The organism is Stenotrophomonas sp. Sm10 (assembly GCF_030985515.1).
Classification (GTDB): domain Bacteria; phylum Pseudomonadota; class Gammaproteobacteria; order Xanthomonadales; family Xanthomonadaceae; genus Stenotrophomonas; species Stenotrophomonas hibiscicola.
Genome location: NZ_JAPTFO010000119.1, coordinates 1 through 7,676, shown reverse-complemented (window position 1 = coordinate 7,676; position 7,676 = coordinate 1). Strand labels below are relative to the sequence as shown.

At 66.2% G+C, this 7,676-nt stretch carries 7 protein-coding genes; 2 read left to right on the top strand and 5 right to left on the bottom strand.

The window, feature by feature from the left end; genetic code table 11:
- Positions 1-30 precede the first annotated feature (30 nt).
- Positions 31-483, bottom strand: coding sequence for an MgtC/SapB family protein (locus O0J15_RS19690; RefSeq protein ID WP_005413774.1), 453 nt, complete (start codon positions 481-483; stop codon positions 31-33).
- Positions 484-609: 126 nt separating this feature from the next.
- Positions 610-1,368, bottom strand: coding sequence for an SDR family NAD(P)-dependent oxidoreductase (locus tag O0J15_RS19685; protein ID WP_134735616.1), 759 nt, complete (start codon positions 1,366-1,368; stop codon positions 610-612).
- Positions 1,369-1,692: 324 nt separating this feature from the next.
- Between O0J15_RS19685 and O0J15_RS19680 the strand changes: the two genes are divergently transcribed.
- Complete coding sequence (locus tag O0J15_RS19680) at positions 1,693-2,646, top strand: AraC family transcriptional regulator (RefSeq protein ID WP_058981829.1); 954 nt, start codon at positions 1,693-1,695, stop codon at positions 2,644-2,646.
- A gap of 120 nt (positions 2,647-2,766) precedes the next feature.
- Here O0J15_RS19680 and O0J15_RS19675 read toward each other — a convergent pair whose 3' ends face one another.
- The 3 genes from O0J15_RS19675 to O0J15_RS19665 form a co-directional block, all read right to left on the bottom strand.
- The gene (locus O0J15_RS19675) at positions 2,767-4,677 is read right to left on the bottom strand and encodes a CocE/NonD family hydrolase (RefSeq protein WP_134731505.1); all 1,911 of its coding nucleotides are present in this window, start codon (positions 4,675-4,677) and stop codon (positions 2,767-2,769) included.
- A gap of 213 nt (positions 4,678-4,890) precedes the next feature.
- Positions 4,891-5,277, bottom strand: a complete 387-nt coding sequence (locus O0J15_RS19670) for a DUF4440 domain-containing protein (RefSeq protein WP_134735614.1) — start codon at positions 5,275-5,277, stop codon at positions 4,891-4,893.
- Entirely contained in the window at positions 5,277-6,635 is a 1,359-nt protein-coding gene (locus O0J15_RS19665) for an MFS transporter (protein WP_134735613.1), read from the bottom strand. The genes O0J15_RS19670 and O0J15_RS19665 overlap by 1 nt, the downstream gene beginning before the upstream one ends.
- A gap of 105 nt (positions 6,636-6,740) precedes the next feature.
- Between O0J15_RS19665 and O0J15_RS19660 the strand changes: the two genes are divergently transcribed.
- Positions 6,741-7,646, top strand: a complete 906-nt coding sequence (locus O0J15_RS19660) for a LysR family transcriptional regulator (protein WP_134735612.1) — start codon at positions 6,741-6,743, stop codon at positions 7,644-7,646.
- The last annotated feature ends 30 nt before the right edge of the window (positions 7,647-7,676 follow it).

Here is a 7,676-nt window from a genome sequence, read left to right as displayed (position 1 = left end):
GCCGGCCGCTGGCCGGCAACGCGACCTTCCCTACGAAATCCGCTTCTCCAACCGCCGCATCACCGCCAGCACCAGCACGCACAGCACGCTCACCCCGATCGCGATCACGTACTTGCTGATACCCACCGCAATCCCGATGGCCGCCGCCATGATCAGCGAGCTGGCCGTGGTCAGCCCGCTGACCTGGTCCTCGCGCGAGCCGCGCAGGATGGTGCCGGCAGCAACGAAGCCTACGCAGGCCACCACGGCCTCGATGAGGCGTACCGGGTCGACCTGCAGCAGGTCGCGGTAGCGCTCCTGCTGGAAATGTTCGGCCACCGAGTCGCCGAGGCCAACGATCAATGCTGCTGCTCCGGCAATCAGCATGTGCGTACGCAGGCCAGCGGCGTGCTTGCCCATCTCGCGCTCGACGCCGAGCACGCCGCCGAACAGCATCGCTGCGGCAACGCGCAGCAGGATCGAGACATCCTGGGTAAGTTCCATGGCAAAGCTCCGGAATTTTCCCGGAGCGTCGCGCGACGATCGTGGGACGGCGGTGAAGGCGATGGCACGCCTTCTTCACCGCACGCTTTCATCCACGCATGGCGTGGATCTACTGACCGCATTCGCTCACTGCGCCAGATAGCCACCATCGATGGCATAGTACGCGCCGGTCGCGAACGAGGCATCGTCGCTGGCCAGCCAGGCTACCAACGCGGCCACTTCCTGCGGCGTACCCAGCCGCTTCAACGCGTGCCGCCCTTCCAGCGTGGCGCGCACCTTCGGGTCCATCTTCTCCAGCAGCGGTGTGCTGATGAAGCCCGGCCCCACTGCGTTGACACGGATGCCGTCGCCCGCATGTTCCCACGCTGCGGTCTGGGTCAGCCCGACCACGCCGTGCTTGGCCGCCACGTACGCGGTGGAACCGGCATAGCCCACCTGGCCCAGGATCGAGGCCATGTTGATGATGCTGCCGCCCGTGCCGGCCGCGCGCATGGCCTGGATCTGCGCACGCTGGCACAGGAACACGCTGGTGAGGTTGACATCGATCACGCGCTGCCAGCCATCAATCGGATAATCGCCGCTGCTGGCCGCCGGCCCGCTGATGCCGGCGTTGTTGACCGCCACGTGCAGGCCGTCGAGTTCCTTGATGGTGCGCTGCACCGCCGCCTCCACCGCTGCATCGTCGGTGACGTCCAGCGCGATGCCAATCGCCTGTGCACCGGCATCGCGCAACTGCGCCACGGTGGCATCCACCGCATCCTGCTTCAAGTCCCAGACCGAGATCCGCGCGCCGGACGCCGCCAGGGTCTGCGCCACGGCCAGACCAATGCCGGACACACCGCCGGTCACGATCGCGGTCTTGCCGGTGAGTTGGTAGTCAATCATCTGCGTTCTCCGTCGGTGGGGGGTATCTAAGTGGCCTGCAACAGCCAACCGCCCCACCCTACGCGCGCGCCCGTGACGGCCAGGCTGACATCGCATCTTCAGGTGATCGTTCCAGCCATAAGACCTCAACTGAAGTTTATGTATGGAATTACGTACGGATATGCATGCAAAACGCCGGCGTATGTTCGGCGGCATTTTCACTTTGGCCGTAATCGCCAATCGTTTTGACCTTATTGAGGTCAAAAGCGCGCGAATCGCGGCGACAATGGGAAACACTTCCAGTTTCTTCGACACATCCAATTCAACCTGTGTTTGCGCAGAGCGATGTCCCGATATTTCACTTTTGCTGATTACCGCCACTTCGGCGAACGCCATGGCTACGACTACCGGATCGAAGGGAGTGAACTGCGCGACGACCAATGGGCAGGGCGTGGCGACGTCCACGAGCAGTCACTGCGCGGTGGCCTGGGCCTGATCGCCTCGGACGTGCACAACCGGTTCACCTACACGGCCACCGCTGTGCACGGTGCCGGCCTGACCATCCGCCTGATGCTGCAGGGCGAAGTGGATGTCCAGTTTCCTCGTCGCAAGGGGTTCACGCTGCGCGCCGGCACAGGCATGACCACAAGTCACCATGAACCTGTTTCCATGGCCGGTCTGCATCCTGGTGGCAGCCACCTGCGCGGGGTCAGCTTGAGCGTACCGGCCGATCTGGACGTGGACATGCTGCGCCTGCCGGCACTGCAACGGGTCCTTCATTCCCCTCTGCAGTGCCGCCACTGGGCCATTCCGCATGCCTTGCTGCCAACGCTCGCCCAATTGTTCGACAGTCCCTGGCAGGACGACATCGATGCGCTGTGGCGCGAAGGCGTGGCCCTGCAGGTGTTGGCCGTCGGCCTCCAGGCCGAGGATATGCAGACCGAGCATGTACGCACACTGCGCGCCGGCCAGCGCGAGCGGCTGGAGCGCGTGCGTGCCTACCTGCATGACGACCCCAGCCATGCCCACAGCCTGATCGAACTGGCCCAGCTGGCCTGCATGAGTCCCAGTTCGCTGCGCCGCCACTTCGCACAGCAGTATGGAAGCTCGGTGTTCGACTATCTGCACGAACAGCGCATGCGCCACGCCGAACAGGGCCTGCGCGAGGACGGCTGGACAGTTGAACAGGCCGCTGCGGCCTGTGGTTACCGCCATCCCAGTAACTTCGCTGCGGCGTTCCGCAAGCGTTTCGGACTGGTGCCCAGCCGCTGGCGCACGGGCCCATCGAAGGTGGACTGAAGGCCCGGGCCCTGGCAGGTGTCGACCTTGGTCGACACGCTCCTGCGCCATCGCGGATGCCGGCCAGCGGCCGGCACTTCCACGTGCTGCCGGGCATGGCCCGGCTTCATCATGAGCAGCTCAATACACCGGCAGATCGATGTAGCTCGCCTGTGCCGCGCTATGCCAGACGCGCTGCGTGGCCTTCTGGTAATCGCCCGGCCTGGCCAGGTAAATATTCGGCACGTAAGTCTGCGGGTTGCGGTCATACAGCGGGAACAGGCTGGACTGCACCTGCACCATCACCCGGTGGCCCTTCTGGAAGGTGTGGTTGGCGTTGGGCAGATCGAAGCGATACGGCAGCACCTGGTTGGCGGCCAGAGGCTTCGGATCGGTGAAGCTCTCGCGGTAGCGGCCACGGAAGATCGCCAGCGACACCGGCAACTGGTAGCCCCCCATCTCCGGCGTGGACGCTTCCTGGTCCGGATACACGTCGATCAGCTTCACCACCCAGTCGCTGTCGGTGCCACTGGTCGAAGCCTGCAGGTGAACCACCGGCGCGCCGCCGATGCGCAGCGGCGCGGTCAGCGGTTCGGTGATGAAGGTCAACACGTCCGGGCGCCCATCGACGAAGCGCTGGTCCTTGACCAGCCAGGTGGTCCACATGTCGCGGTCGCCGAAGCGGACCGGGCGCGGCACGAACGGCACCGGCTTGGCCGGGTCGGACACGTATTCCTCGAAGTCGCCCTCGCCCGCCGCCGGTGCCTGGAACGCCAGCTTGCCGCCGGCGCGCAGGTACAGCGGCTTGCTGCTGGCGGAACAGCCCTTGTCACAGCTGCGCGGCCAACCCTTCAGGCGGTCCCAGTGGTTTTCGCCGGTGTTGTAGATCAGCACCGGTGGCGTATCGGCCTTCGGCGCGCCATCCACCAGGTACTGGTCGAAGAAGGGCTTGAGCACGTCGCGGCGGAACTGCAGCGCGGTATCGCCGTCGAACTTCAGCGCACCCAGTTCGCTGCCGCTGTAGTTCACCTGGCTGTGTCGCCACGGGCCCATCACCAGGTAATTGCGGTTGTTGCCGCTATCGCGTCCTTCCATCGCCTGGTAGGCGTGGTTGGCACCCCACATGTCCTCCTGGTCCCACAGGCCCTGCAGCCACATGGTCGGCACCTTCAGCGGTGTCTTTGCCATCACCGCGTCCAGCGCCTGGCCCTGCCAGAAGCCGTCGTAGGCCGGATGCTCGACCAGCTTCTTCCACCAGGTCAACTGGTCCACGCCGGTGAAACGCGCGTAGTCGCCTGCCGAGCCGATGCGGAGGAAGGTGCTGTAGTCGTCGTAGCCGAGGCTGGGCAGCGACGTACCCTTGCCGCGCTTCTCGGTCTGCATGGCGAAATAGTTGAAGTTGACCTGGCGGAACGCACCGTAGTTGAGCCAGTCGTCGCCCATCCAGCCATCAACCATCGGGCTCTGCGGTGCGGCCACCTTCAGTGCCGGGTGCGGGTCGGTCAGCGCCATCACCACGGTGAAACCCTCGTACGACGAACCGAGCATTCCGACCTTGCCATTGCTCTCCGGCACGTTCTTCACCAGCCAGTCGATGGTGTCCCAGGCGTCGGTGGAATGGTCGACTTTGGTGTTGTTCAATGGCCCGCGCAGCGGCCGGGTCATCACGTAATCGCCCTCGGAGCCATACTTGCCGCGGATATCCTGGAACACGCGGATGTAGCCGCCGTCGACGAACACCTCGTCACCCTGCGGCAACAGGTCGCGCATGCGCGGCGAATCACTGCGGCTGGCGCGACCGGCAGCATCATAGGGGGTCCGGGTCAGCAGAATCGGCGCATTGTGGGCGCCCTTGGGCACCACGATCACCGTATACAGCTTGGTGCCATCACGCATCGGCACCATCACCACGCGCTTGTCGTAGTCGCGACCGACATCCGGGGCAACGAAGGGCTTGCCGCTGATATCCGGGGTCATCGGCGGGGTATCGGCGGCCAGCACGGTGCTGGACAGGCAAAGGGCAATGGCTACAGCGACGGCACGCACACGCATGGACAACCCCTCCCGGCAGGAAAGCCTCAAGCCTACTCCTGCCCCGGGCCGTGAAGTGTGTGCAGGCTTTGCATTCTGCGGTGGATGCGGGTAGGACTGATGGCACATGTGCCGCTACGTTTGCCGACGACAGGTAGTGCCGGCCGCTGGCCGGCAACTTCATGATCCTGCGGCGCGTTACGACGGTTGCCGGCCAGCGGCCGGCACCACCGATCAATCTGCCGTTACCTCATGCAGCGCCAGCCAGCACCAGCGCCCCTGTTCTTGCCTCAGTACCGCCAGCGACTCCCGCCATGCGGGTGCGCCACCGTCGATCGAATGACCTTCGCGATAGCGCAGCACCGCCAGCGGTGATATCGCATCCACCGCCTGCACGGCTTCGATGGAAATCTGCAGCCCCGGCCGCGCGCCATGGCCACCCGCGAACAGTGCCTGCACGGCATTACGGTCCAGCCTGCGACCCGCGATGCCGACCATGCTGAAGTCCGCGCAGAAATGCGCCATCAGATCATCCAGCGCATCCGCAGCCACCTCGGCCCGGAACCAGGCCTGCAGTTTGTCGTGCAGGTGGTGGATTTCATGTTCTGCGGTCGTAGCCATCAAGTGTTCTCCGGTTGCGAAAGGGTGATCCTCTGCGGCCGACGCAGCAACGCCATCGGCAACAGCGTCATTGCGGCGGCCAGACCCAGAGCCACGCTGGTGGCGCGTGCTGGCAGCCACTGCATGGCCAGCGCCAGCAACAGCGCAATGGCGGCAGTACCCAGGCAGAAACTGAGCTGACGGTTGAGGTTCCAAAGGGCACTGGCATCGCCCAGCGCTTCACCCTCCACGCCGTGGAAAGCCAACGTCTGCGCGGTGCTGCTGCACAGGCTGCCACCGGCGCCCATCAGTGAGAACAACAACGCAGCCAAGGTAAAGGCCGGCTGTGGCAGCAGCGCCATCAACAGCAGGCCGCTGGCCTGAAGCAGCATGCCCACGCGTAGTACCGTGGCCGGGCCGAAACGGGCCAGCAGGCGTTTGCTGGCAGTAATCGCCACGGCCGAGGCCAGCGCCCAGGGCAGCATCAACGCGCCGATGCGTGCCGCGCTGTAACCGGCCTGGTGCAGCTGCAGGGTACTGACCAGCTGGCTGCCGATGAACACACCGGGCACTGCCAGATAGACCAGCATCGCCAGGCGCAGGCCCCGATGGGACAGCAGCGACCAGCGCAGCAGGGGCTGCGCCTGCTGCCGTGCATACCGCAGGTGGGCCGCCGCCAACAGCATTGCGATCAACAGCAGTACGGCACCGGCGGCCCGATGGCCGGGTTCACCCAGCCAGGTCAACGCCAGCAGCAGCGCGCCCAGCGCCAGCATCGCGGTGGACAGCGCATAGGCCTGCAGGCGCGGCGCACTGCGCGCGCCATCGGCTGGCATCCACGCCAGCACCAGTCCAATCGCCACCACGGCCAGCGGCAGGCTGGCCCAGAGCACGCCGCGCCAGGACAACCACTGCACCAGCAGCCCACCGAGCGCGGGCGCCAGTGCTGGTACCAGCAGCGCAACCAGCAGGATGCGGCGGGTCAGCGCGCCACGCTGGTCGGGCGTGCACTGCCGGTACGCTGCCGCCTGTGCCACCGGAATCAGCAGGCCACCGGCCAGGCCCTGCAGCAGGCGCCAGCCCAGCAGCCAGCCAATACCCGCTGCTGCGCCGGCCAGCGCAGCGGCAACCGCGAACAGCAGCAACGCCACCAGCAGCAGGCGACGCTCACCACAGCGCGCGGCCAGCCAGGGCGCCAGCGGGATCACCACGCTCAGGCCCAGCATGTAGGCGGTGCCCACCCAGGCCAGGGTGCTGATATCGGCGTGCAGCTCCGCTGCCAATACCGGATAGGCCACCGTGGCGATGAACATGTTGACCAGATCCAGAGCGAACACCAGCAGGAAGATCGCCTCATGGCGCAGGCGGGGAGACGGCATCGGCGGCGCTCCAACAGGGAAGCGGCCAGCATGCCGTGCGGGCCTTGTTGGAAAAACACGACAGCAACTGCAACACTGTCAAATCCACTTTGACAATGAATTGCCATGGTCAGCCTCGATCGCTTCGATATCTTCCGCGCCGTGGTCGAGGCCGGCAGCCTGACCGCTGCGGCTTATCGCCTCGGCCTCAGCCGCGCGGTGGTCAGCTTCAACCTGAAGCGGCTGGAGCAGGAGCTGGGCGTGACCCTGCTGTTGCGCAGTACCCGCCACCTGGCCCTGACCGAGGCCGGCGAACAGTTCCTGCAACACTGCGTGCAAGCACTGGATGCCGCACAGGCAGCCATCGATGCCGCGCGCCGCGACCAGCACCAGCTGCAGGGTGTGCTGCGCCTGACCACCACGCCGGAGTACGCCCAGCTACGCTTGATTGCTGCGTTGGAGGCGTTTCGTGCGCGGCACCCGGCCCTGCAGCTGCACCTGTCGACCTCACCGGCACCGGCCGACCTGATTCCCGAGCGGTTCGACCTGGCAATCCGTCTTGGCCGCCTGCCGGATTCGGGCCTGCACGCCAGCGAACTGGAACGCCATCCACTGTGCCCCGTGGCGGCTCCGTCCCTACTGGCACGCCTGCCCTCTGCCGATGCTGCCGACGACCCCGTGCAGCTGGGCGCCCTGCCCCGCCTCGGTTACCCGCGCCTGGCCGACGTGCCGGTGATCGCGCCTGATGGCAGCGGCGCCCTGTTTGCCACCAACCCGGGCAACGCGGTGGTACGCGTGGATGGTGCCAGCAGCCTGCGCGCGTTCGCCCTGGCCGGCGCCGGGGTCACCGTGCTGCCACGCTGGCTGATCGAGGACGACCTGGCCCAGGACCGGCTGCGCTCGGTGCTGCGCCAGCACCGCTTCCCGCAGCAGAGCGTGTACGCGGTCTACCCGCACAGCACGCAGCCCTCGCCGAAGGTGCGGCAGCTGATCGATTTCCTGCGCGGGTGGTTTGGCAGCGCGCCTGTGTGACTTCCGCGCTCGCCGGGCATGGCCCGGCGC

Bases quoted from the DNA above. Each gene is read 5' to 3' on its own strand.
- O0J15_RS19690 (WP_005413774.1), bottom strand. From the start codon at position 483: ATGGAACTTACCCAGGATGTCTCGATCCTGCTGCGCGTTGCCGCAGCG.
- O0J15_RS19685 (WP_134735616.1), bottom strand. From the start codon at position 1,368: ATGATTGACTACCAACTCACCGGCAAGACCGCGATCGTGACCGGCGGT.
- O0J15_RS19680 (WP_058981829.1), top strand. From the start codon at position 1,693: ATGTCCCGATATTTCACTTTTGCTGATTACCGCCACTTCGGCGAACGC.
- O0J15_RS19675 (WP_134731505.1), bottom strand. From the start codon at position 4,677: ATGCGTGTGCGTGCCGTCGCTGTAGCCATTGCCCTTTGCCTGTCCAGC.
- O0J15_RS19670 (WP_134735614.1), bottom strand. From the start codon at position 5,277: ATGGCTACGACCGCAGAACATGAAATCCACCACCTGCACGACAAACTG.
- O0J15_RS19665 (WP_134735613.1), bottom strand. From the start codon at position 6,635: ATGCCGTCTCCCCGCCTGCGCCATGAGGCGATCTTCCTGCTGGTGTTC.
- O0J15_RS19660 (WP_134735612.1), top strand. From the start codon at position 6,741: ATGGTCAGCCTCGATCGCTTCGATATCTTCCGCGCCGTGGTCGAGGCC.